This is a genomic window from Kosakonia sp. YIM B13588 (genome assembly GCF_042788165.1).
Classification (GTDB): domain Bacteria; phylum Pseudomonadota; class Gammaproteobacteria; order Enterobacterales; family Enterobacteriaceae; genus Kosakonia; species Kosakonia sacchari.
In genome coordinates this window covers 308,656-330,676 of the sequence record NZ_JBHZPO010000003.1, presented here as the reverse complement: position 1 = coordinate 330,676, position 22,021 = coordinate 308,656, and the positions used below count along the sequence as shown (strand labels likewise).

Annotated in this window: 21 protein-coding genes; 13 read left to right on the top strand and 8 right to left on the bottom strand. The window is 52.8% G+C overall.

Annotated features, from left to right (window positions below):
- Nucleotides 1-533: 533 nt before the first annotated feature.
- Both ACFX4U_RS09055 and mdtD read left to right on the top strand, forming a co-directional pair.
- Nucleotides 534-1,223: a FadR/GntR family transcriptional regulator gene (locus tag ACFX4U_RS09055; protein ID WP_017458027.1), complete on the top strand. Its 690-nt coding sequence runs from the start codon at nt 534-536 to the stop codon at nt 1,221-1,223.
- A gap of 11 nt (nt 1,224-1,234) precedes the next feature.
- Entirely contained in the window at nt 1,235-2,638 is a 1,404-nt protein-coding gene (gene mdtD, locus ACFX4U_RS09050) for a multidrug transporter subunit MdtD (RefSeq protein WP_313510333.1), read from the top strand.
- Here mdtD and rbsR read toward each other — a convergent pair.
- The 7 genes from rbsR to kup all read right to left on the bottom strand — a co-directional run bounded on the left by rbsR (nt 2,630) and on the right by kup (nt 10,557).
- Nucleotides 2,630-3,622, bottom strand: coding sequence for a ribose operon transcriptional repressor RbsR (gene rbsR / locus ACFX4U_RS09045; protein ID WP_313510330.1), 993 nt, complete (start codon nt 3,620-3,622; stop codon nt 2,630-2,632). The two genes, mdtD and rbsR, sit on opposite strands and share 9 nt — an antisense overlap.
- A 3-nt stretch (nt 3,623-3,625) precedes the next feature.
- Complete coding sequence (gene rbsK, locus ACFX4U_RS09040; protein WP_313510328.1) at nt 3,626-4,555, bottom strand: ribokinase; 930 nt, start codon at nt 4,553-4,555, stop codon at nt 3,626-3,628.
- A gap of 108 nt (nt 4,556-4,663) precedes the next feature.
- Nucleotides 4,664-5,554, bottom strand: coding sequence for a ribose ABC transporter substrate-binding protein RbsB (gene rbsB / locus ACFX4U_RS09035; protein ID WP_131412971.1), 891 nt, complete (start codon nt 5,552-5,554; stop codon nt 4,664-4,666).
- 26 nt (nt 5,555-5,580) lie between these two features.
- On the bottom strand, nt 5,581-6,546 hold the full coding sequence (gene rbsC / locus ACFX4U_RS09030; protein ID WP_017458032.1) for a ribose ABC transporter permease: 966 nt from the start codon (nt 6,544-6,546) through the stop codon (nt 5,581-5,583).
- A 5-nt stretch (nt 6,547-6,551) separates the two neighbouring features.
- A complete protein-coding gene (gene rbsA / locus ACFX4U_RS09025; RefSeq protein WP_313510325.1) occupies nt 6,552-8,057 on the bottom strand; it encodes a ribose ABC transporter ATP-binding protein RbsA in 1,506 nt (501 codons plus the stop codon).
- Between the two features lie 7 nt (nt 8,058-8,064).
- On the bottom strand, nt 8,065-8,484 hold the full coding sequence (gene rbsD / locus ACFX4U_RS09020; protein ID WP_313510322.1) for a D-ribose pyranase: 420 nt from the start codon (nt 8,482-8,484) through the stop codon (nt 8,065-8,067).
- A gap of 204 nt (nt 8,485-8,688) precedes the next feature.
- Nucleotides 8,689-10,557 (bottom strand): low affinity potassium transporter Kup, encoded by a 1,869-nt coding sequence (gene kup, locus ACFX4U_RS09015; protein ID WP_200551087.1) that lies wholly within the window; start codon nt 10,555-10,557, stop codon nt 8,689-8,691.
- A 223-nt stretch (nt 10,558-10,780) separates the two neighbouring features.
- Here kup and ravA point away from each other — a divergent pair, with 223 nt between their 5' ends.
- Together ravA and viaA are read left to right on the top strand one after the other, a co-directional pair.
- Complete coding sequence (gene ravA, locus ACFX4U_RS09010; RefSeq protein WP_313510319.1) at nt 10,781-12,280, top strand: ATPase RavA; 1,500 nt, start codon at nt 10,781-10,783, stop codon at nt 12,278-12,280.
- The gene (viaA, locus tag ACFX4U_RS09005; RefSeq protein ID WP_313510316.1) at nt 12,274-13,725 is read left to right on the top strand and encodes an ATPase RavA stimulator ViaA; all 1,452 of its coding nucleotides are present in this window, start codon (nt 12,274-12,276) and stop codon (nt 13,723-13,725) included. The genes ravA and viaA overlap by 7 nt, the downstream gene beginning before the upstream one ends.
- Here the strand turns inward: viaA and asnA are convergent.
- Nucleotides 13,722-14,714 carry an aspartate--ammonia ligase gene (gene asnA, locus ACFX4U_RS09000; RefSeq protein WP_313510313.1) on the bottom strand — a complete coding sequence of 331 codons (993 nt, stop codon included), beginning with the start codon at nt 14,712-14,714 and terminating at the stop codon, nt 13,722-13,724. The genes viaA and asnA overlap by 4 nt on opposite strands.
- 150 nt (nt 14,715-14,864) lie before the next feature.
- Between asnA and asnC the strand changes: the two genes are divergently transcribed.
- The 9 genes from asnC to atpH all read left to right on the top strand — a co-directional run bounded on the left by asnC (nt 14,865) and on the right by atpH (nt 22,020).
- The gene (asnC, locus tag ACFX4U_RS08995) at nt 14,865-15,323 is read left to right on the top strand and encodes a transcriptional regulator AsnC (RefSeq protein WP_007369362.1); all 459 of its coding nucleotides are present in this window, start codon (nt 14,865-14,867) and stop codon (nt 15,321-15,323) included.
- Nucleotides 15,324-15,441: 118 nt separating this feature from the next.
- Nucleotides 15,442-15,891, top strand: coding sequence for an FMN-binding protein MioC (gene mioC, locus ACFX4U_RS08990; RefSeq protein ID WP_305737529.1), 450 nt, complete (start codon nt 15,442-15,444; stop codon nt 15,889-15,891).
- Between the two features lie 372 nt (nt 15,892-16,263).
- Nucleotides 16,264-18,153 (top strand): tRNA uridine-5-carboxymethylaminomethyl(34) synthesis enzyme MnmG, encoded by a 1,890-nt coding sequence (gene mnmG, locus ACFX4U_RS08985; RefSeq protein ID WP_313510308.1) that lies wholly within the window; start codon nt 16,264-16,266, stop codon nt 18,151-18,153.
- 54 nt (nt 18,154-18,207) lie between these two features.
- Entirely contained in the window at nt 18,208-18,831 is a 624-nt protein-coding gene (gene rsmG, locus ACFX4U_RS08980; RefSeq protein ID WP_305737531.1) for a 16S rRNA (guanine(527)-N(7))-methyltransferase RsmG, read from the top strand.
- Nucleotides 18,832-19,448: 617 nt separating this feature from the next.
- A complete protein-coding gene (atpI, locus tag ACFX4U_RS08975; protein WP_017458042.1) occupies nt 19,449-19,829 on the top strand; it encodes a F0F1 ATP synthase subunit I in 381 nt (126 codons plus the stop codon).
- Between the two features lie 8 nt (nt 19,830-19,837).
- A complete protein-coding gene (gene atpB / locus ACFX4U_RS08970; RefSeq protein WP_017458043.1) occupies nt 19,838-20,656 on the top strand; it encodes a F0F1 ATP synthase subunit A in 819 nt (272 codons plus the stop codon).
- Nucleotides 20,657-20,704: 48 nt separating this feature from the next.
- Nucleotides 20,705-20,944: a F0F1 ATP synthase subunit C gene (gene atpE / locus ACFX4U_RS08965; RefSeq protein WP_007369368.1), complete on the top strand. Its 240-nt coding sequence runs from the start codon at nt 20,705-20,707 to the stop codon at nt 20,942-20,944.
- 58 nt (nt 20,945-21,002) lie between these two features.
- Entirely contained in the window at nt 21,003-21,473 is a 471-nt protein-coding gene (gene atpF, locus ACFX4U_RS08960; RefSeq protein WP_017458044.1) for a F0F1 ATP synthase subunit B, read from the top strand.
- A gap of 13 nt (nt 21,474-21,486) precedes the next feature.
- A complete protein-coding gene (gene atpH, locus ACFX4U_RS08955) occupies nt 21,487-22,020 on the top strand; it encodes a F0F1 ATP synthase subunit delta (RefSeq protein WP_017458045.1) in 534 nt (177 codons plus the stop codon).
- Nucleotide 22,021 lies beyond the last annotated feature (1 nt).

The following is a 22,021-nucleotide window of genomic DNA, read 5'->3' as shown; positions in this document are numbered from 1 at the left end:
GCATGTGTTAGGCCTGCCGCCAGCGTTCAATCTGAGCCATGATCAAACTCTTCAATTTAAAAGTTTGATGCTCAATGTTTCTTTATTTCTAAAGAAAAGAACGTCGTAATGAATTACGTGTTCACTCGTTGAGACTTGGTATTCATTTTTCGTCCGAGGACGTTAAGAATCCAGTCACCCTGAGTGCCCACACAGATTGTCTGATAAATTGTTAAAGAGCAGTGCCGCCTCGCTTTTTGCTGCGGCGCGGGTTGCGTATATTACGTTTTCCCGCCGTGAAGTCAACTGTTTATTTTCAGATTTCTTCACCTGACAGGCCGGTGTGTTTGCCGTTGTGCCGTGTCAGTGGAGGCGCATTATAGGGAGTTAATTCCCGCTGACAACCCCTAATTTCAAAAAACTTTTCAACCGTCTCTTTTTTCAACAAAGCGTGGTAAAAAGCGGCATGAATTGCCGATTTCGCTGTTTTTACCACCACTGAAAGGTATCGAATGGCATACTAGCCAGTGAAATAAAGAAATAAGGAAGTAAAAATGCCGCTAAACGCACAACAACTTGCCGCGCAGAAAAACATCTCCTGGGTTCTGGCTGAGAAACTGGCGCAACAAATCCTGAAAGGTGAATATGCCCCAGGAAGTATTCTGCCGGGGGAGATGGAACTGGGTGAGAAGTTTGGCGTAAGCCGCACCGCTGTCAGAGAAGCGGTAAAGACATTAACCGCAAAAGGGATGGTGCTCCCCCGCCCACGTATCGGTACTCGCGTTATGCCGCGCGGAAACTGGAACTTCCTTGATAAGGAGTTGCTCTCCTGGTGGATGCATGAGGATAATTTCCAGGACGTTGTTCAACACTTTCTCATTATGCGTAGCAGCCTTGAGCCTCAGGCGTGTCTGCTCGCCGCCACGCTGGGTAGCGCGGAACAAAAAGCGTATCTCAATACATTAATGGAAGAGATGGTGTTCCTGAAAAAGAACTTCAACCGCGAACGCTGGGTAGAAGTCGATATGGCATGGCATGAACATATCTATGCGATGAGCGATAACCCGTTTCTTATTTCGTTCTCCACACTGTTTCATTCTATCTATCACACCTACTTTACCTCTATTACACAAAATGAAGTGATCAAGCTCGACCTTCACCAGGCGATTGTGGACGCCATCCAGGAGAGTGATGGCGACAGCGCGCTCCGGGCGTGCCAGCTGTTACTGAATACGCCGAATTAACAGGACAAGGTATGACAGAGAAGAAAGCACGCAGTATGGCCGGCCTGCCGTGGATTGCGGCAATGGCTTTTTTTATGCAGGCACTGGATGCCACGATCCTTAACACCGCACTCCCTGCAATAGCACAAAGCCTTGGTCGTTCCCCTTTAGCGATGCAATCGGCGATTATCAGCTACACACTCACAGTCGCCATGCTTATCCCCATGAGCGGCTGGCTGGCCGATCGCTTCGGTACCCGGCGCGTCTTTATGCTGGCAGTCAGCCTGTTTACTCTTGGTTCGCTGGCCTGCGCGCTTTCTAATTCATTATCGATGCTGGTCGTGTTCCGCGTGATTCAGGGGATCGGTGGCGCAATGATGATGCCGGTCGCACGCCTGGCATTGCTTCGGGCTTATCCGCGTAGCGAATTGCTGCCGGTACTGAACTTCGTCACCATGCCAGGGCTGGTCGGGCCGATTCTGGGGCCGGTAATGGGCGGCGTACTGGTTACCTGGGCGAGCTGGCACTGGATCTTCTTAATTAATATCCCGATTGGCCTCGCCGGTCTGTTTTATGCACGTAAATACATGCCGAACTTCACCACGCCACGGCGCAGTTTCGATATGGGCGGTTTTTTCCTGTTCGGTTTGAGCCTGGTGCTGTTCTCAAGCGGTATGGAGTTATTCGGTGAGAAGCTGGTCGCCAGTTGGATCGCTTTTACTATCATTCTGAGCGGCATTTTGCTGTTACTGGCCTACATCCGCCACGCGCGCCGCCATCCAACGCCGTTGATATCGCTCAACCTGTTTAACACCCGCACCTTCTCCGTTGGCGTTGCCGGGAATATTGCTTCGCGGTTGGGTACCGGCTGTGTGCCCTTTTTAATGCCGCTAATGTTACAGGTTGGGTTCGGTTATCCGGCATTGATCGCCGGTTGCATGATGGCGCCCACCGCGCTGGGTTCTATTCTCGCAAAATCGATGGTAACCCAGATATTGCGCCGGCTTGGCTACCGTAAAACGTTGGTGGGTATCACACTGTTTATTGGTTTGATGATTGCCCAGTTCGCCTTACAAACACCGGCGATGGCAATATGGATGCTGGTATTACCGTTGTTCATCCTCGGGATGGCAATGTCCACGCAGTTCACCGCAATGAACACCATTACGCTTGCAGACTTAACCGACGATAACGCCAGCAGCGGCAATAGTGTGCTGGCAGTAACACAGCAACTGTCGATTAGCCTCGGCGTGGCGGTTAGTGCAGCAGTGCTGCGTTTCTATGAAGGATTTGACGGCACAAACACGGTGGAGCAATTCCACTACACCTTTATAACCATGGGTGCGATCACGCTGGTTTCCGCGTTAGTGTTTATGTTGTTAAAAGCAAAAGATGGCCGCAACCTGATTAAAGAACGGCACAAAAAGTCAGGCTGAGCCGCGTTCCATTAATATTGGCGTGAGCTGCAAACGCTGCTGTTGCAAGCCAGGCTCCGCAATCCGGTGGATAAGCACATCAATCGCCAGCTCACCCAGTTCATCTTTTGGCTGATGAATAGTGGTGAGCGGCGGCGTCATATAACGCGCCAGTTCAATATCGTCATAACCCACTATCGCCATATCCTCCGGGATTTTCAGCCCCGCCTGGTACAGCGCCTGATACGCGCCAACGGCCATCGCATCATTACCAATAAATACCGCCTGCGGGCGTTCGCTCATTGCCAGCAATGCCTGCATCGCGTCGAAACCGCCGCCAAACTCAAAATCGCTCTCGATCTCATCCCCTTCACGGATCACCAACCCGGCGCGAGCCATCGCTTCGCGATACCCTTCCAGGCGCAAACGTGCAGGCGTTTTATCCAGCGGACCCGTAATGCAGGCGATACGCGTATGCCCTTTGCCAATCAGATATTGTGTCGCCATATCGCCGCCGAGCAACGAGTTGTCCTGAATCAGATCGCTGTCGCCGTCGAAGGGTGCCCAGTCCATCATTACTGTGGGAATTGAAGGGTAGCGCTGCATAATCTCTTGCGAAGGCTGGTGCGTTTCGGTACACAGCAACAGCAACCCATCGACGCGTTTTTGCATCAATGTTTCCAGGTTGCGGTTCATCCGCTGCTCGTCACCCTCGGTGTTGCACAACACCAGGCTGTAACCCCGCTCGAAGCAGCTGCGCTCCACGCCGCGTACCAGCTCCGAGTAAAAGGGATTAGTACTGGCGGTGATCAGCATGCCAATCGTACGCGTCTGGTTGATCTTCAGACTGCGCGCAATCGCTGAAGGCGCGTAATTCAGCGTCTTGATCGCCGTTTCCACTTTTTCGCGGATAGCCTCACTGACAAAGCGATCTTTGTTAATCACATGGGAAACGGTTGAAGTGGAAACGCCCGCCAGGCGGGCAACATCCTTCATGGTCGCCAAGCGTCACCCCTGCGAAGAGAGAAAATCGTCAATCTCATTGCGCCACGGCACAGACGGTTGCGCACCCTTACGCGTGACGGCAATCGCCGCCGCCGCATGAGCAAAACGAATCGCCTCATCCAGAGGTTTATCTTCCAGTAACGCGGTCAGCAACGCACCGTTAAACGTGTCACCCGCCGCAATGGTGTCGATGGCTTTCACTTTAAAGCCCGGTACGCGTTTGCCTTCGCCACTAACGCTGGCCCAGACACCACGACTCCCGAGGGTAATAATCACCGTTTTAATACCTTTGGCGTGAAGCGCCTGTGCAGCCTGCGCGGCATCTTCGTCGCTGGATACCTTAATTCCGGTGAGTTTTTCCGCTTCGGTCTCATTTGGCGTGATGATATCCACCAGCGCCAGCAGTTCATCGGAAAGCTCGCGCGCCGGCGCCGGATTCAACGCCACGAGGGTATTGTTCTGACGCGCAATACGTGCCGCAGCCAGTACGCTCTCAACCGGTGATTCCAGTTGCATTAACAGAGCAGAAGCTTGTGCAATCAGGTCATGCTGCGCGTTGACGCGATCAACTGAGAGCGCCGCATTCGCTCCCGCATGAATACCGATAACATTCTCACCTTCAGCGTTGACGAAAATCAGCGCAACACCGGTGGATTCACCCACAACAACGCTCACCGGCGCAACATCAATATTGTCGCTCTCAAGCTGTTTACGCACGCGCGCACCGGTATCGTCATCACCGGTACAGGCGATAAACGCAATATCCGCACCGCTGCGCCCGGCGGCTACCGCCTGGTTTGCCCCTTTACCGCCAAAAGCCACCTGATACTGGCTGCCCGTCACGGTTTCGCCCGGAGCAGGGAAAGATTCAAGGTTAAGAATGTGATCGGCATTGATACTGCCAAGGACAACGAGTTTGCCTGCGGTTTTCATGATGAGCTTGTCCGTAAAATGCGCCACCTTTCGGTGGCGCGTGCCATGCTTTTCTTTTTTGCATTGTCCCTCAGGCGAAAGGTTTTTGCCCTCCACCAGAATGACCAATTACTGCTTGATAACCAGTTTCAGATCAACCGGGTTTTTGGCGTAGACTTTTTCACCTTTCAGCACTTTGTCTGCGGTATCCACGCCTTTCGCGCCGATCTGCTCCGGCAACTGAGCGATAGTCGCCGCCAGTTTACCGTCGTTAACCGCTTTCACGCCGTCTGGCGTACCGTCAAAGCCCACCACCATCACGTCGGATTTACCGGCCGTTTGCAGTGCGCGCAGCGCACCCAGCGCCATTTCATCGTTCTGTGCGAAAACAGCCTGCACATCCGGATGCGCGGTCAGCAGGTTCTGCATCACGTTCAGGCCTTTAGTGCGGTCGAAGTCTGCCGGCTGGCTGGCCAGTACATTGAATTTGTGCGCAGCAACTGCCTGCTGGAAGCCTTCGCCACGTTCACGCGCAGCGGAAGTCCCGGCAATACCCGCCAGTTCGATAACTTTCGCGCCTTCACCCGCTTTTCTGGCAATGTAATCGCCGGCAATTTTGCCGCCGAGCACGTTATCAGAAGCAATATGGCTTACCACTTCACCGCTGGACGCTACGCGGTCGAGGGTGATCACCGGGATTTTCGCCTGGTTTGCCATTTTCACAGCGTTACCTACAGCGTCGGAATCGGTCGGGTTGATCAGCAGCAATTTGGTGCCGCGCACGGTCAGGTCCTGCACGTTCGCCAGCTCTTTCGCCGGGTTGTTTTGCGAGTCCAGCACCACCAGGTCATAACCCAGTTTGTCCGCTTCTTTCTGCGCGCCATCCTTCAGGGAAACGAAGAACGGGTTGTTCAGCGTGGAAATCACCAGAGCAATAGAGTCCTTCGCCATCGCGTTCGCGCTTACGGTGGCGCTCAGTGCAACAGCAGAAACCAGAGTGGCCAGTTTTTTCATGTTCATTTTCATGAGTCCTGTTGTGTAGGTAATTACTGCTTTTTGTTGTCTACCAGCACCGCGAGCAGAATAACCACTGCTTTAACGATCATCTGGTAATAGGAGGAAACGCTCAACAAATTCAATCCATTATTGAGGAAGCCAAGGATCAGCGCGCCGATTAATGTGCCGACAATACGTCCTTTGCCACCTGCGAGACTGGTCCCACCCAAAACAACCGCAGCGATAGCATCCAGCTCATAACCCGCTCCCGCAGTAGGTTGCGCCGAGGAAAGACGCGCCACTTCAATAATGCCCGCCAGCGAAGCCAGAAGGCCGCACAGGGAGTAAACGATAACTTTGACTTTATCAACGCTGATACCGGATAAGCGTGTCGCCGCTTCGTTACCGCCTAATGCATAGATATAGCGGCCCAAACGGGTGTGATGCAACAGATACCACGCCGCGATAAAGACGACGGCCATCAGCCACACCGGCGTCGGAATACCGAACGGACGACCAATACCGAACCAGCCAAACACATCCGCGTTATCAGTAAAACCGGTATTCACCGGGCTACCGTTGGTATAAACCAGCGTCACACCACGCAGCAGCAGCATCATCACCAGCGTAGCGATAAACGCCTGTACGCGGCCTTTCGCGACAATCGTACCGGTCAGCGCGCCAACAGCCGCGCCGAGCGCCAGCGCGCCGACAACCGCCACCAGCGCGTTAACTTCCATGCCCACCAGCGAGGCGGCAACCGCGCCGGTGAGCGCTAACAGAGAACCGACGGACAGATCGATTCCCGACGTTAAAATAACCAGCGTCATACCGACCGCCATAATGGCGTTCACCGAGGTCTGTTGCAGGATATTTAACAAGTTATTGACGGTAAAAAAGTTCGGGCTCATGGTCGAGACAATCGCAATCAGCACCAGCAGGGCAATCAACGATTTTTGTTCCATCAACCATGCTTTGGTGAAATAACGGCGACCAGAAACAGCCTGGGTAGTCATCTTTTTTACTCCTGATTCACACGATTAAGCTTGCCCACAGCGGCAGCCATCAACACTTCCTGAGTGGCCTGCTCGCGCGTGAATTCCCCGCCGAGATGCCCTTCATGCATCACCATTATGCGATCGCTCATGCCCAACACTTCCGGCATTTCGGAGGAGACAAGAATGATGCTCAGGCCATCGGCCTTAAACTGGTTAATTAACTGATAAATCTCTTTCTTCGCCCCAACGTCAACACCACGCGTTGGCTCGTCGAGGATCAACACTTTCGGCCGGGTCATCAAACCGCGGGCAATCGCCACTTTTTGCTGATTCCCGCCGGAGAGCAAACCAATGGCCTGCTCCATAGAAGGCGTTTTCACATTAAACAAACGAATAAAATCACTTACCGCCTGCTGCTCATCTTTGTGTTTCAGCGTACCGCCCGCATGGCTGAAGTAACGCAGCGCGGTCAGCGACATGTTCTCTTTAACCGACATGCCGAGCACCAGCCCGTCGCGCTTGCGGTCTTCCGAAATATAAACAATGCCGTTTGCCAGCCCGTCCTGCGGTGAGCGGGTGATCACTTCATGACCGTCGAGCGTCACATAACCGCTGGTGCGCGGCAGTGCGCCATACAGCACTTTCATCAGCTCGGTGCGCCCGGCGCCCATCAATCCGGCTACGCCAAGAATTTCGCCTTTACGCAGCGTGAAACTGACATTTTCCACGCCCGGCCCGCACAGGTTATCGACGGAAAGGCGAATCTCGCCCGGCGCTTTATCCAACCGCGGATATTGATCTTCCAGTTTGCGGCCCACCATCATTTCAATCAGCGTATCTTCGGTCAGCGTGGCCACTTCGCGCTCGGCAATAAATTGCCCGTCACGGAAGACGGTCACGTCATCGCAAATCTCGAAGATTTCTTTCATGCGGTGAGAAATATAGACGATGCCGCGCCCCTGCGATTTCAACTCGCGAATGACGCGAAACAGCGATTCGGTTTCGGTATCCGTCAGGGCATCGGTTGGCTCATCCATAATGATGACCTGCGATTCGTAGCTCATCACTTTGGCGATTTCGACCATCTGCTGATCGCCAATCGACAGTTCGCCGACCAGCCGCTCGCTTTTAAAGCGCAGATTCAGCTTCGCCAGCAGTTTGTCGGCTTCGGCAAACATCTTTTTCCAGTCGATTTTGCCAAAGCGATTCACAAACTCACGACCGAGGAAGATGTTTTCGGCAATGGTGAGTTGCGGGATCAGGTTCAGTTCCTGGTGGATGATGCCAATACCGGCTTCCTGAGAGGATTTCGGCCCGGTGAAAGTGGTTTCTTTGCCTAACCACAGCAGCGAACCGGCATCTCGGGCGTAGATGCCCGTCAGCACTTTCATCATTGTTGATTTGCCAGCGCCGTTTTCACCCACCAGCGCCATCACGCGGCCAGAATAAACATTTAGCGCCGCGCCGGAGAGGGCTTTTACGCCGGGAAAGGCTTTGTCGATGCCTTTGAGTTGTAGTAACGCGTCCATGATGGCCTCAGAAGGTCACGCCAGCACAGAGAATGATATTCGCAAACGGGGAACACTCCCCGCTGCGAATCACCGCATGACTGTCCGCGGTGTGTTTTTTAAATTGCTCGTGCGTAACGTACCGCACGTCGATGTTATTTCCCTGGTGTTGCTGCAGCTGCTCAATATGGTTGAGCAACGTTTCATGGAGCTGCGGATTATGCTGCTTAATCTCCGAGGCGATAATCGCGGACTCAACCTGCATTTCCGCCGTCACCACTTCCAGTACTTGCATAAAGGAAGGCACGCCCTGCGTTAATGCCATATCAATACGTTGCGTGTTACGCGGCACCGGCAACCCGGCATCACACACCACCAGCGAATCAGTATGACCAAGACGAGAGATGACTGACGAGATGTCAGCGTTCAGCACACGACCTTTTTTCATTTTTTATGCTCCATCAGCGAAACGTTTCGCTGTATGCAGTGTAGTACGAAGAATGTGCAGAAAACTATCTTGCCGTTACAGAAGTGTGATCGATATCGAAACGTTTCGCTTGTCGAATTGATGAAAAAAACAGCTTTCCTGTTTTAAGTAAAATAGCCAGCAATTAATAGCAAAAACCCCTCATGAAGAGGGGTTTTATTAGCATTAAATTTCGACCTGTGTTCCCAGTTCTATCACCCGGTTTGGCGGGATCTCAAACTGGTCTGGCGCGCGCAGCGCGTTGCGCTGCAGCACCAGATAGAGCTTACCGCGCAGACGCAGATACCACGGCCGTTTGCCCAGAATCAACGACTCATGCGACATAAAGAACGAGGTCTCCATCATGCGGCAGTTCAGCCCTTCCAGCCCGCAACGGTGGAACACTTCTTCCACGTTCGGCGTTTCACGCCAGCCGTAGCTCGCCACCACACGCCAGAAAGTCGGCGACAATTGCTCAATTTGCACGCGACGCACATTGTGCACATACGGCGCATCTTCAGTACGCAGCGTCAGCAGGATCACGCGCTCATGCAGCACCTTGTTGTGCTTCAGGTTATGCATCATCGCGAACGGAATAACGTTCAATGCACGCGACATATAAACCGCCGTGCCCGGCACGCGCACCGGCGGTGATTTCTCCAGCGAGGCGATCATCGCCTCCAGAGAGTTACCGTGTTCATGCATACGGCGCAGCAGGCGGAAACGCTCGCTCTTCCAGGTGGTCATCACCATGAACATCACCAGCCCCAGGGTTAATGGCAACCAACCGCCGGAGACGATTTTATCGAGGTTCGCCGAGAACAGCGGCACATCGATAGAGAGGAATAAGAGCAGAAGCAACCCCACCAGCACTTTGTTCCAGTGCCAGTTTTTACGCGCCACCGTGGTAGAAAGAATCGAGGTCAGCACCATGGTGCCCGTTACGGCGATACCGTACGCTGCCGCCAGGTTACTGGAGTGCTCAAAGCTGACAATAACCAGCACCACCGCAAAGTAGAGCAGCCAGTTAATGAACGGGATATAGATCTGCCCGGATTCCATCTCCGAGGTATGGATGATGCGCATCGGTGCCAGATAACCCAGACGCACGGCCTGGCGCGTCAGCGAGAACACGCCGGAAATCACCGCCTGCGAGGCGATAACTGTCGCCAGCGTGGCGATAATCAGCATGGGGATCAGCGCCCATTCTGGCGCGAGCAGGAAGAAGGGGTTTTTAATCGCTTCCGGCGTTTTCAGCAGCAACGCGCCCTGGCCAAAGTAGTTCAGCACCAGCGATGGCAGCACAACGATAAACCACGCCACGCGGATCGGCAGCTTACCGAAGTGGCCCATATCCGCATACAGCGCTTCCACCCCGGTGATAGACAGCACCACCGCGCCCAGCGCCACAAAGGAGATAGCTTTATATTGCAGGAAGAAGTTCACCGCCCACATCGGGTTCAGCGCCTGCAACACCTCAGGATTATCAATAATGCTGCGCGCACCAAGCACCGCGAGAATCAAAAACCACGCCAGCATAATGGGCGCAAACAGCTTCCCCACAAGGCCAGTACCGTGTTTCTGAATCGCGAACAGCAGGGTTAGCACCACAATCGACAGCGGCACAATCCAGGCGTCGAGCGAAGGCGCGATAATTTCCAGCCCCTCTATCGCCGACATCACCGAGATGGCGGGCGTGATGACCACTTCACCATAGAAGAAGCTGCCGCCAATCAGCCCCATGATCACCAGCACTGAGGTCATCCTTGCGGAGGTATTGCGCCCGGCCAGCGACATCAGGGTTAAGATCCCGCCTTCACCGGCGTTATCCGCCCGCATGACGAATGTCAGGTACTTAATGGAGACAACAAAAATCAGCAGCCAGAAGATGAGCGACAAAAAGCCGAACACGGCATCGCGCTCAACGCCAAAACCAAACTGACCAGACAAACATTCACGAAGTGTATAAAGTGGGCTGGTGCCGATATCACCGTAGACAACCCCAATCGCCGCAAGCGTAACCGCAGGTAATGATTGCTTATTCTCAGTGCTCATAGACTAATCTTTTGATTGAATGCCAAAATGTGTGCTTAGTCCCTTGGCCCACAAAAAGCGCACAGTATGCACGATTATTTATGAAATCGTACCCCTAAATGCGGCCACATTAATCTGGCGCAAAGAAAATAAAGCCGTTCTTCAGTCTATTACAAGCCCTTTCAGGAACGTCTATACTCGCTTTTGCAAGCCGGATAACACGGCGAAAGGACGCAAATCTATTATGGCTCACTCACATTTATTAGCAGAAAGAATTTCCCGCTTAAGCAGCGCGCTAGAAAAAGGACTCTTTGAGCGCAGCCACGCCATTCGCCTGTGTTTGCTGGCGGCGCTAAGCGGTGAGAGTGTGTTTCTTCTTGGTCCACCGGGCATCGCCAAAAGCCTGATTGCTCGCCGTCTGAAGTTTGCCTTCAAACATGCCCGCGCCTTCGAATATTTGATGACCCGTTTCTCAACGCCGGAAGAGGTGTTTGGCCCGCTTTCTATCCAGGCACTGAAAGATGAAGGACGCTACGAGCGCTTAACCAGCGGCTATTTACCGGAAGCTGAAATTGTCTTTCTGGATGAGATCTGGAAAGCCGGTCCGGCCATTCTCAACACGCTGCTGACGGCGATTAACGAGCGGCGTTTTCGCAATGGCGCCAGCGAAGAGAAAATCCCCATGCGTCTGCTGGTGGCCGCCTCTAACGAGCTGCCGGAAGCGGATAGCAGCCTTGAAGCGCTGTATGACCGCATGTTGATTCGTCTGTGGCTCGACAAAGTGCAGGAGAAGGGCAATTTCCGCTCGATGCTGATTAGCCAACAGGATGAGAACGACAACCCGGTACCCGCTGAGTTGCAAATCACCGATGAAGAGTACGCAAGCTGGCAACAGGAAATCAGCAAGGTCAAACTGCCGGATAATGTCTTTGAGCTTATTTATACGTTGCGCCAGCAGCTTGATGCGTTGCCGAGCGCGCCGTATGTTTCCGATCGTCGCTGGAAAAAGGCTATCCGCCTGTTACAGGCCAGCGCCTTTTTTAGCGGTCGCGATGCGGTTGCGCCGATTGATTTAATCTTGCTGAAAGATTGCCTGTGGCACGACGCGGAAGGCATGCGTCTGCTGGAGCAGCAACTGGAAGTATTGATGACCGGGCACGCCTGGCAGCAACAATCGATGATTGCGCAGCTCACCACGATTTCGCAGCGCCACTTGCAACTTCAGCAGCAACAAAGCGACAAGACGGCGCTCAAAGTAAGCCGTCAGGGCGGGATGTTCAGCCGTAAGCCGCATTATGAGTTACCCGCCGGTTTAACCGAACCGGTGTTGACACTCCTCCTGCAACAGCCGTTAAAACTGCATGATTTGCAGGTTATTCACGTCACCATTGAACGCGGTGCGCTGGAGCAGTGGCTGGCGAAAGGCGGTGAGATCCGCGGCAAACTCAACGGCATTGGTTTTGCGCAAGTGCTGAATCTGGAAGTGGATACCAGCCTGCATCTGTTGATCCGCGACGTCAGCCTGCAAGGATCGCGTCTTGCTCTGCCCGGCGGCAGTGCCACTGAAAATGTGCCAGAAGAGATCAAGCAACAACTGGAAGCACTGGATAACACCTGGCACCAGCAGCACACCCGTTTTAGCGAGCAGCAAAAATGCCTGTTTATCGCCGCCGACTGGTTAGGTCGTATTGAAGCCAGCCTGCAGGATGTCAGAGCGCAGATCCAACAGGCGCGACAATGCTAACGCTGGAAACACTGAATGTAATGCTCACCATCAGTGAGGAGGCGTTGGTTGAAGAACTTATCGTCCTCCTGCTGGCTTCACCGCAACTGGCGCTATTTTTCGAAAAATTCCCCAAACTCAAACATGCGATCACTGAAGATGTGCCGCGCTGGCGCGAGGCACTGAAAAAGCATCTGAAAGAGGCGGAAGTGCCGCCGGAACTGGCGCAAGAAGTACTGAGCTATCAGCAAAGCCAGCTGCTTTCAACCTCGCAATTTACCATTCAGCTTCCGCAAATCCTGGATTTACTGGATAAGCTGCGATCCCCTTTCGCCACCCAGGCGCGGCAAATGGTTGCCGATAACCCGGTCTTCACGCCCGCGCTGCATACCCTGTTTTTGCAACGCTGGCGGCTGAGTCTGGTGGTGCAAACCACCGCATTCAATCAGCAGTTACTGGAAGAGGAGCGCGAGCAACTGCTCAGCGAAGTGCAGGAACGCATGACGCTCAGCGGCCAGCTGGAGCCGGTCCTGATCGAAAATGAAAATGCCGCAGGCAGGCTATGGGATATGAGCGCCGGGCAGCTCAAACGCGGTGATTATCAACTGATCGTTAAGTACGGTGATTTTCTCAAAGAGCAACCGGAACTCCAGCAACTGGCGGAACAGCTTGGCCGCTCACGGGAAGCCAGGTCGGTGCCGCGTAAAGATGCGCCGATGGAAACTTTCCGCACCATGGTGCGCGAACCGGCAATCGTACCGGAGCAGGTTGACGGGCTGCATCAGAGCGACGATATCCTGCGCTTATTGCCGCCAGAGCTGGCAACGCTGGGTATCACCGAACTGGAGTATGAGTTTTACCGGCGGCTGGTGGAAAAACAGTTGCTGACTTACCGCCTGCATGGCGATGCCTGGCGGGAAAAAGTGACGGAACGCCCGGTCGTTCACCAGGATTTTGACCAGCAGCCGCGCGGCCCTTTCATTGTCTGTGTCGATACCTCCGGTTCTATGGGCGGTTTCAACGAACAGTGCGCTAAAGCGTTCTGCCTGGCACTGATGCGCGTGGCGCTGGCGGACAAACGACGCTGTTTTATTATGCTGTTTTCCAGCGAAGTGGTGCGCTATGAACTTACCAGTGCTCAGGGGCTGGAGCAGGCGATCCGCTTTCTTAGTCAGCGCTTTCGCGGTGGCACCGATCTGGCAAGCTGTTTTCGCGCGATCATAGAACGGATGCAGGGCGGAGAGTGGTATGACGCGGATGCGGTGGTGATTTCTGATTTCATCGCCCAGCGCCTGCCGGACGATGTTGTCAGTAAAGTAAAAGAACTTCAGCACATTCATCAACATCGCTTTCACGCGGTGGCGATGTCGTCGCACGGCAAGCCCGGCATCATGCGTATCTTCGACCATATCTGGCGCTTCGATACCGGGATGCGCAGCCGCCTGTTACGACGCTGGCGGCGTTAAAGCAGGCCGGAAACCTGCTCGCGAACTTGCGCAGGCCATACGCCGCACTGCACTTGCCCGATGTGCGGTAATTGCAGCAGCAGCATGGTAAGGCGCGATTGACCGATACCGCCGCCGATGGTTTGTGGCATCTCACCGCGCAGCAGCGCCTGGTGCCACTCCAGCTGTAAGCGATCTTCATCGCCGGTCAGCTTCAACTGGCGCTTTAAGGCCTCGGCATCGACGCGAATGCCCATCGACGATAGTTCCAGTGCGTCTTCCAGTACCGGGTTCCACACCAGAATATCGCCATTCAGACCGCTGAAACCGGCTTCCACCGCCGTGCTCCAGTCATCATAATCCGGTGCACGCACATCGTGGCGCTTGCCGTCGCTAAGCTTGCCGCCAATGCCCATCAGGAACACTGCGCCCAGCTCTTTCGCGATCGCTCTCTCGCGCCCTTTGGCATCGAGATCCGGGAAACGGCTCAGCAAGGTTTCGCTGTGAACAAAGTGGATCTGTTCTGGCAGGAACGCTGCCAGGCCAAATCGTTCGCTCACGGCGGCTTCGGTCTCTTTGATTCCTGACCAAATCGCCTCAACGGTGCTTTTTAAGGTTGCCAGCTGACGCTGATCGTCGCCCAACACGCGTTCCCAGTCCCACTGATCCACATAAACGGAGTGAATAGAAGAAAGGCGATCTTCATCCGGGCGCAGGGCTTTCATGTGCGTGTAGAGCCCTTCGCCGGCGCTGAAGTCGTGCTGGCCCAGCGTCTGACGTTTCCATTTAGCCAGTGAATGCACCACTTCGAAACGGGCATCCGGCAGCGTTTTCACATTAACCTGGACCGCTTTTTCGCACCCCGACAAGTTATCTTGCGTGCCATCACCAACGCGGCTAAGGATCGGCGCCTGAACTTCAATCAGACCCAGTTTCTCCTCCAGCTGGCGAGAGAAAAAAGATTTCACGAAAGCAATCTGCCGTTGTTTTGCGATGTAAGCGATTTTCATTATGTTACTCCTGTGTCCTGTTGCTGTTCATTAAGCAATAAAACATCACAGCAACTCAATAATCTGCAATTAAAAAGCCGGTAACGCTTTTGATTCGTCAAAACAGCAAGCTAAAATAGAAAGAATCATTATTCTTCATAAGAAAATACTATGGAAAATTATCAGATCGACAATCTGGACCGCGGCATCCTCGACGCGTTAATGGCAAATGCGCGTACTGCATACGCCGAGCTGGCCAAACAGTTCGGCGTCAGCCCCGGTACCATTCACGTTCGCGTAGAGAAAATGAAGCAGGCAGGGATCATTACCGGTGCGCGCATTGACGTAAGTCCGAAACAATTGGGTTATGACGTCTGCTGCTTTATCGGCATCATTTTGAAAAGCGCGAAAGATTACCCCTCCGCGCTGGCGAAGCTGGAAAGTCTGGAGGAGGTGACCGAGGCTTATTACACCACCGGCCACTACAGCATCTTTATTAAGGTGATGTGTCGATCCATCGACGCCTTGCAGCAGGTACTTATCAACAAGATCCAAACAATTGATGAAATTCAGTCCACGGAGACGCTAATCTCCCTGCAAAACCCGATCATGCGTACGATCCGCCCTTAACCGGGCGTTTTCATCCTCAAATAATACCCGCATTGTCCACAGGTAGATCCCAGCCCATTCACAGCGTACAATGCCCCCCTATTTATCGCCGAATGGCGAGTAAAACGGAGCGGGCTTCATGGCAGACATCACTCTTATTAGCGGCAGTACCCTTGGCGGCGCGGAATACGTGGCGGAACATCTGGCAGAAAAGCTGGAAGACGCGGGTTTCAGTACCGAGACGCTGCACGGCCCGCTTTTAGAGGATCTCGCTTTGCAGGGTACCTGGCTGGTGGTCAGTTCCACCCATGGTGCGGGCGATCTGCCCGAGAACCTGCAACCGCTTTTAGACGATTTGAATGAGCAAAAGCCGGATCTGTCCCACGTACGTTTTGGCGCTATCGGTATCGGTAGCCGCGAATATGACACCTTCTGTCAGGCAATCGAAAAACTGGAAGCTTCATTAAAGGCGTGCGGAGCAAAACAGATCGGCGAAACGCTGAAGATCAACATCCTTGATCACGATATTCCGGAAGATCCAGCGGAAGAATGGCTGGGATCCTGGAAAAATTTACTCAATAACGATTAAAGATCGTGCGATCAGATGTGGATAACTATGCTTAAAAGCACTGATCAACCGGTAGTTATCCCATTAACAACTGCAGTTCAGTTTTTGACTTGTGTATAACTAGCCATTCTGATCCCAGCTTATACGGTCCAGGATCACCGATCATTCACAGCTAATGATCCTGCCTAATGAATTGATCTTAAAGTGATGATCCGGGTTATCCACAGCACCTGTCGATCCTAATAAGAGATCACAATAGAACAGATCTCTACATATAAAAGATCTTCTTTTTAATAGCCGGGATCCGATCCTTTCTCACTGGACTAAAGTTGAGTAGAATCCACGGCCCAGGCTTCAATCCAATTTCTAACCGCTCAGGCGAGGCATACCACCATGTTTTATCCGGATCCTTTTGACGTCATTATCATTGGCGGGGGTCATGCAGGCACTGAGGCCGCGATGGCCGCAGCGCGTATGGGTCAGCAGACTCTGCTGTTGACACACAATATCGACACGCTGGGGCAGATGAGCTGCAACCCGGCGATCGGCGGTATTGGGAAAGGACACCTGGTAAAAGAAGTGGATGCGCTCGGCGGGCTGATGGCGAAGGCGATCGATCAGGCGGGCATCCAGTTTAGGATACTAAACGCCAGCAAAGGCCCGGCAGTGCGCGCGACACGTGCGCAGGCCGACCGCGTGCTTTACCGTCAGGCAGTGCGTACGGCGCTTGAAAACCAACCGAACCTGATGATCTTCCAGCAGGCGGTTGAAGATCTGATCGTCGAAAACGATCGTGTTGTTGGCGCAGTGACCCAGATGGGGCTCAAATTCCGTGCTAAAGCGGTGGTGCTGACAGTAGGGACATTCCTCGACGGTAAAATCCATATTGGTCTTGATAACTACAGCGGTGGTCGTGCGGGCGATCCGCCATCGATTCCGCTGTCGCGTCGTCTGCGCGAACTGCCGCTGCGCGTCAGCCGCCTGAAAACCGGTACACCGCCGCGTATTGACGCACGCACCATCGATTTCAGCGTCCTGGCTCAGCAACATGGCGATAACCCGATGCCGGTGTTCTCGTTTATGGGCAACGCAGCGCAGCATCCGCGTCAGGTGCCGTGCTACGTCACGCATACCAATGAAAAAACCCACGATGTGATCCGCAATAACCTCGATCGCAGCCCGATGTACGCCGGTGTTATCGAAGGGATCGGCCCGCGTTACTGCCCGTCGATCGAAGATAAAGTCATGCGCTTTGCCGATCGCAATCAGCATCAGATCTTCCTTGAGCCAGAAGGACTGACCTCAAACGAAATTTACCCGAACGGTATCTCCACCAGCCTGCCGTTTGATGTGCAGATGCAAATTGTTCGCTCTATGCAGGGGATGGAAAACGCGAAGATTGTTCGCCCTGGCTACGCCATTGAGTACGACTTCTTCGATCCGCGCGATCTCAAACCAACGCTTGAAAGCAAATTTATTCAGGGTCTGTTCTTTGCCGGACAGATTAACGGCACAACTGGGTATGAAGAAGCTGCGGCCCAGGGGCTGCTGGCGGGGCTTAACGCTGCGCGCTTCTCTGCCGAGAAAGAGGGTTGGGCCCCGCGTCGTGACCAGGCTTATCTCGGCGTACTGGTGGATGATCTCTGTACCCTGGGGACGAAAGAGCCGTACCGCATGTTTACATCTCGCGCGGAATACCGCCTGATGTTGCGCGAAGACAATGCCGATCTGCGCCTGACGGAAGCGGGTCGTGAACTGGGTCTGGTGGATGACGCGCGTTGGGAGCGTTTCAACGAGAAACTGGAGACTATCGAGCGTGAACGTCAGCGCCTGAAATCTCAGTGGGTATCGCCAGCCTCTGAACATGCGCCAGCGGTCAATGAACATCTGACCGCACCGCTCTCGCGCGAAGCCAGCGGAGAAGATCTGCTGCGTCGTCCGGAGATGACCTACGAGCAACTGGTTCAGTTGGCTCCGTTCGCTCCGGGCCTGGACGATCAACAAGCTGCCGAGCAGGTAGAAATTCAGGTGAAATACGAGGGTTACATCGCGCGTCAGCAGGATGAGATCGAAAAACAGCAGCGAAATGAGAATACGCTGTTGCCCGCAACGCTGGATTACCGCCAGGTTAACGGGCTGTCCAACGAAGTGATCGCCAAACTTAACGATCATAAGCCGTCGTCCATTGGCCAGGCATCACGTATCTCCGGGATCACCCCGGCGGCTATCTCCATTCTGCTGGTGTGGCTGAAAAAACAAGGTATGCTGCGCCGCAGCGCCTAATCTTACTTATCTGCCCGGTTTTTACCGGGTATTTTAATTCCACAGGTAACAACCGTGCTTAACAAACTCTCTCGTCTGCTCGATGAAGCAGGTATTTCGTTGTCCGATCACCAGCAACAGCAACTGGTGGCTTACGTCGAAATGCTGCACAAATGGAACAAAGCGTACAACCTGACTTCCGTACGCGATCCCAACGAGATGTTGATCCGCCATATCCTCGACAGCGTTGTGGTTGCCCCTTATCTGCAAGGCTCACGCTTTATTGACGTCGGGACCGGCCCCGGATTGCCAGGCATTCCGTTGTCTATCGTACGCCCTGAATCGCACTTCACTTTGCTTGATAGCCTTGGTAAACGGGTGCGGTTTTTACGCCAGGTTCAGCATGAGTTAAAACTGAGCAATATCGAACCGGTGCAGAGCCGTGTAGAAGATTTTCCGGCAGAACCTCCATTTGACGGCGTTATTAGCCGCGCTTTTGCTTCGCTGAACGACATGGTGAGCTGGTGCCGACATTTGCCTGGCGCAGAAGGGCGTTTCTATGCGCTTAAAGGTTTAGTGCCGGAAGAGGAAATCGCGCTGTTACCCGCTGATTTGTGTGTAGAAACTATTGTTAAACTGCATGTTCCGCACCTGGATGGCGAGCGTCATTTGGTCGTCGTTAAAGCAAATAAAGTTTAATTTTTATCAAAAAATGTATCATTCGTGCGGTTGCCGCGATGTTAAAAAATGACATTAAAAACGATGATACGTTCGGTTACATTTAACCGTATTTTTACCAGGATTTTTCTGACATTTAACGATGAGAATTTTATTAACGCTTAAAATAATCAACTGTGAAAATATCAGCCCGCTAAAAATCGGCCTCGATAACGAAATATTGATGTTAAATAATTATTAAAAATGTCAATAAATCGTTTTCATAGTAGATGTGAGTGTTTTAAAAAGAGTTGTGATAAATCGGCTTAAATATCAGAAAGATGAAAAGTATCAAATTCCTGCCGCGATAAATGTGGCAGGTGCATAAATGTTTATTTTGTGACCGAGTGCACGCTTTGCCATCAGGAATTTCGCGTTATTTGCACTTTTGTCTGAAGGTTCACAGTTTCTGCAAAAGTTTAAAAATAGCCCTTGGGAAAAATATTTAAACATTTATTCACCTTTTCGCTACTTATTGTTTGAAATCACGAGGCCGCACCGTATAATTTGACCGCTTTTTGATGCTTGACTCCGGGCTCCAAAGAACGTTTTATACGACACGCGGCATACCTCAAAGGGAGCAGGAGTTAAGAAACGCAATGTCTGTGTCGCTCTATAGTCGAAACGTTGCTCGCAGGCTTCTGCTTATTCAGTTTCTGGCAGTAATGGCAAGTGGATTGCTGTTTAGCCTCAAAGACCCCTTCTGGGGCATTTCCGCCGTGTGCGGAGGTATGGCAGTCTTACTGCCGAATATGTTGTTTATGATTTTTGCCTGGCGTCATCAGGCGCATACACCCGCTAAAGGCCGCGTGGCCTGGACCTTCGCCTTCGGTGAAGCGCTCAAGGTGTTGATGACATTCGTGTTACTGGTGGTGGCGCTGGCGGTTTTCAAGGTGGCTTTTTTGCCGCTGATAGTCACGTGGGTTTCGGTGCTGGTAGTTCAGATACTGGCACCTGCTGTAATTAACAACAAAGGGTAAGAGGCATCATGTCTGCAGGAGAATACTCAACACCGCAGGAGTACATCGGTCACCATCTGAATAACCTTCAGATTGACCTGCGTACCTTCTCACTGGTGGATCCGCATAACCCCCCGGCCACTTTCTGGACGCTGAATATCGACTCCATGTTTTTCTCAGTGGTTCTGGGTCTGTTGTTCCTGGTGATGTTCCGTAGCGTAGCGAAAAAAGCCACCAGCGGTGTCCCGGGGAAATTCCAGACGGCGATTGAGCTGGTGATTGGTTTTGTTCATGGTAGCGTCAAAGACATGTACCACGGCAAAAGCAAGCTTATCGCACCACTGGCCCTGACGATTTTCGTCTGGGTATTCCTGATGAACCTGATGGATCTTTTGCCTATCGACTTCCTTCCGTGGATTGGCGAGCACGTCCTGGGTCTGCCTGCACTGCGCGTGGTGCCGTCTGCTGACGTGAACATCACCCTGTCGATGGCGCTGGGCGTATTTATCCTGATTCTGTTCTACAGCATCAAAATGAAGGGTATTGGCGGTTTCGCTAAAGAGCTGACTCTCCAGCCGTTCAACCATCCGGTATTTATTCCGGTAAACCTTATCCTTGAGGGCGTGAGCCTGCTGTCCAAACCGGTTTCACTCGGTCTGCGACTGTTCGGCAACATGTACGCGGGTGAGTTGATTTTCATTCTGATCGCGGGTCTTCTGCCGTGGTGGTCACAGTGGATTCTGAATGTGCCCTGGGCCATTTTCCACATCCTGATTATTACGCTGCAAGCCTTTATCTTCATGGTTCTGACGATTGTCTATCTGTCGATGGCATCCGAAGAGCATTGATTTTTAACAACACTACTACGTTTTAACTGAAACAAACTGGAGACTGTCATGGAAAACCTGAATATGGATCTGCTGTACTTGGCTGCCGCTGTGATGATGGGTCTGGCGGCAATCGGTGCTGCGATCGGTATCGGCATCCTCGGGGGTAAATTTCTGGAAGGCGCAGCGCGTCAGCCGGATCTGATTCCTCTGCTGCGTACTCAGTTCTTTATCGTAATGGGTCTGGTGGATGCTATCCCGATGATCGCTGTGGGTCTGGGTCTGTACGTGATGTTTGCTGTCGCGTAGTAAGGGTTGCTTTTCAAGCAATTGTTTAGAACGTTAACCAGATAAGAGGCATTGTGCTGTGAATCTAAACGCAACAATCCTCGGCCAGGCCATCGCGTTTGTCCTGTTCGTTCTGTTCTGCATGAAGTACGTATGGCCGCCGTTAATGGCTGCCATCGAAAAACGTCAGAAAGAAATTGCTGACGGTCTTGCTTCCGCAGAACGAGCTAAAAAGGACCTTGACCTTGCACAGGCCAATGCGACCGACCAGCTGAAAAAAGCGAAAGCTGAAGCTCAGGTAATCATTGAACAGGCGAACAAACGTCGTTCTCAGATCCTGGACGAAGCAAAAGCAGAAGCCGAGCAGGAACGTACCAAAATCGTGGCGCAGGCGCAGGCGGAAATTGACGCTGAACGCAAACGCGCCCGCGAAGAGCTGCGTAAGCAAGTGGCTCTGCTGGCAGTAGCCGGCGCCGAGAAAATCATCGAGCGTTCCGTGGATGAAGCTGCTAACAGCGACATCGTGAATAAACTGGTCGCTGAACTGTAAGGAGGAGGGGCTGATGTCTGAATTTGTAACGGTAGCTCGCCCCTACGCCAAAGCAGCTTTTGACTTTGCCGTCGAAACTCAGAGCGTTGACCGCTGGCAGGACATGCTGGCGTTCGCCGCCGAGGTGACGAAAAATGAAGACATGGCAGAGCTTATTTCCGGCGCGTTAGCACCGGAAACGCTCGCTAAGTCGTTTATCGCAGTTTGTGGGGAGCAACTTGACGACAAAGGTCAGAACCTGATCCGGGTGATGGCTGAAAATGGTCGAATCAAAGTGCTTCCTGATGTTCTTGAGCAGTTTATTCAGTTACGCGCAGCCAGCGAGGCTATCGCAGAAGTCGAAGTGACTTCCGCGTCCGCACTGAGTGAAGAACAGCTTTCGAAGATCCGCGCCGCGATGGAAAAACGTCTGTCACGCAAAGTGAAGCTGAATTGCAATATCGATAAGTCTGTAATGGCAGGCGTAATCATCCGTGCGGGTGATATGGTCATTGATGGCAGCGTACGCGGCCGTCTTGAACGCCTTGCAGACGTCTTGCAGTCTTAAG